Here is a 1,305-nt window from a genome sequence, read left to right as displayed (position 1 = left end):
TTTGCAAAAATTCGCGACGTTTCATGAACCTTGTCCTTGCAACTGGTGTATAGCGGCTGCCGCTTTAGGATATTGTAGTTGCATCGCTTGGCGAAAATATGTCAGCGCTTTTTGCCGATTTTGTGCGACGCCATTACCATACAAGTAGGCAATACCCAGATCGTAAGCCGCGGCCCCATTAGGCTCTTGATCCAGATCACGCAATGTTTGCACACTTTTTTGCTTGTAATAATGAACTTTTTGCGGATTCGGCGGCGCCAGCTTGGCGTGGGCATAGGTCTTGGCGAGCCAGTATTCTGTGCCGGCCACCTGGGAGGGAGCCATCCCCTGGCGAAACCAGTACGCAGCTTTTTGGGGGCTGCGCTTAGTACCCCAGCCGTTCAAATACGCATTGGCAACCTGACGCTGGGCGAAGTGGCCTCCATGCTCCGCCGACCAAAGATACCAGCGGAATGCCTCTTTCGCGTCGGCTGTGACGCCGAGACCGCTAGCATACAGGTGACCTATTGTGTCGGCTGCCCAGGCATCTTGATCTTCGTTGATTGCCTTTTGTAGCAATAGAATCGCTGCTTTGTACTGGTTTCGATTAAGTAAGGCGATAATTTGTTGGTCTGCGAGGTGTATGGCATGGGAGTGTACTATGTATTGATTGGCGGTGCCTTCTGAGCCGGGATTCGCAGTGTTACTCACTGCCAAGGGCGCCGAATATGCCATATTCACACTTGGAACAACGAAGGCCGCCAACACGAGAACACTGGTCAAGTAAGTACGATATCGCCTCAAAATCATCTCCGATTGTATTACTTCTTGATCAGGAATGCATATATAAAATATTGAAACACTGTTTGGATCGAATGACAAGTGCAAAATAGTGAATGCTCCATAAAATAAAAAGCAACTCTCTAATTATTATAAATAGCGTTAACATTTTCAGAGCGCGTTCAGGACAAATAAGCACTCCATGAGCCACTCTGTTTATTGTATCGTGTGGACTTTGATATTTTTCCCGTTAAAGTTTCCTTCTGGTTCTGAATTCTGATGCCATGTAATATTTTTGCAAACTGTCATTTATTCATTTGATGTTATGAGTCAGAAATAGGAAATCCTTAACCTCAATTTTATTTTTGGTTATCCCTAATCTGTGTTCGGCGAACATTGTGAAAATTGTTGGCGTGGATGTTTGTTCTGACATTTTTGGCGGCGGCAGACATGGTTGTCAAAAAATGGTTACGTAAAATATCTGCCAGAGGGTTGCAGCTCATATTGAAGGAGAGCCATTCATGAAACGCCGTGAATTTTTGCAAG

The 1,305-nt window shown here is 45.5% G+C and carries 2 protein-coding genes; both read right to left on the bottom strand.

From position 1 onward, the window contains the following. Positions 1 to 21 precede the first annotated feature (21 nt). Positions 22 to 861 (bottom strand): tetratricopeptide repeat protein, encoded by an 840-nt coding sequence (locus tag AB4090_RS15040; RefSeq protein WP_369574687.1) that lies wholly within the window; start codon positions 859 to 861, stop codon positions 22 to 24. Between the two features lie 257 nt (positions 862 to 1,118). Continuing rightward, positions 1,119 to 1,305 (bottom strand): hypothetical protein (locus AB4090_RS15035; RefSeq protein ID WP_369574686.1); only part of this gene is annotated, 187 nt, incomplete at its 5' end.

Origin of the sequence: Acidithiobacillus sp. IBUN Pt1247-S3 (assembly GCF_041146875.1) — a bacterium.
Lineage (GTDB): Bacteria > Pseudomonadota > Gammaproteobacteria > Acidithiobacillales > Acidithiobacillaceae > Igneacidithiobacillus.
The sequence above is the reverse complement of the archived record's forward strand: the minus strand, read 5'-3'. Positions and strand labels throughout refer to the sequence as shown.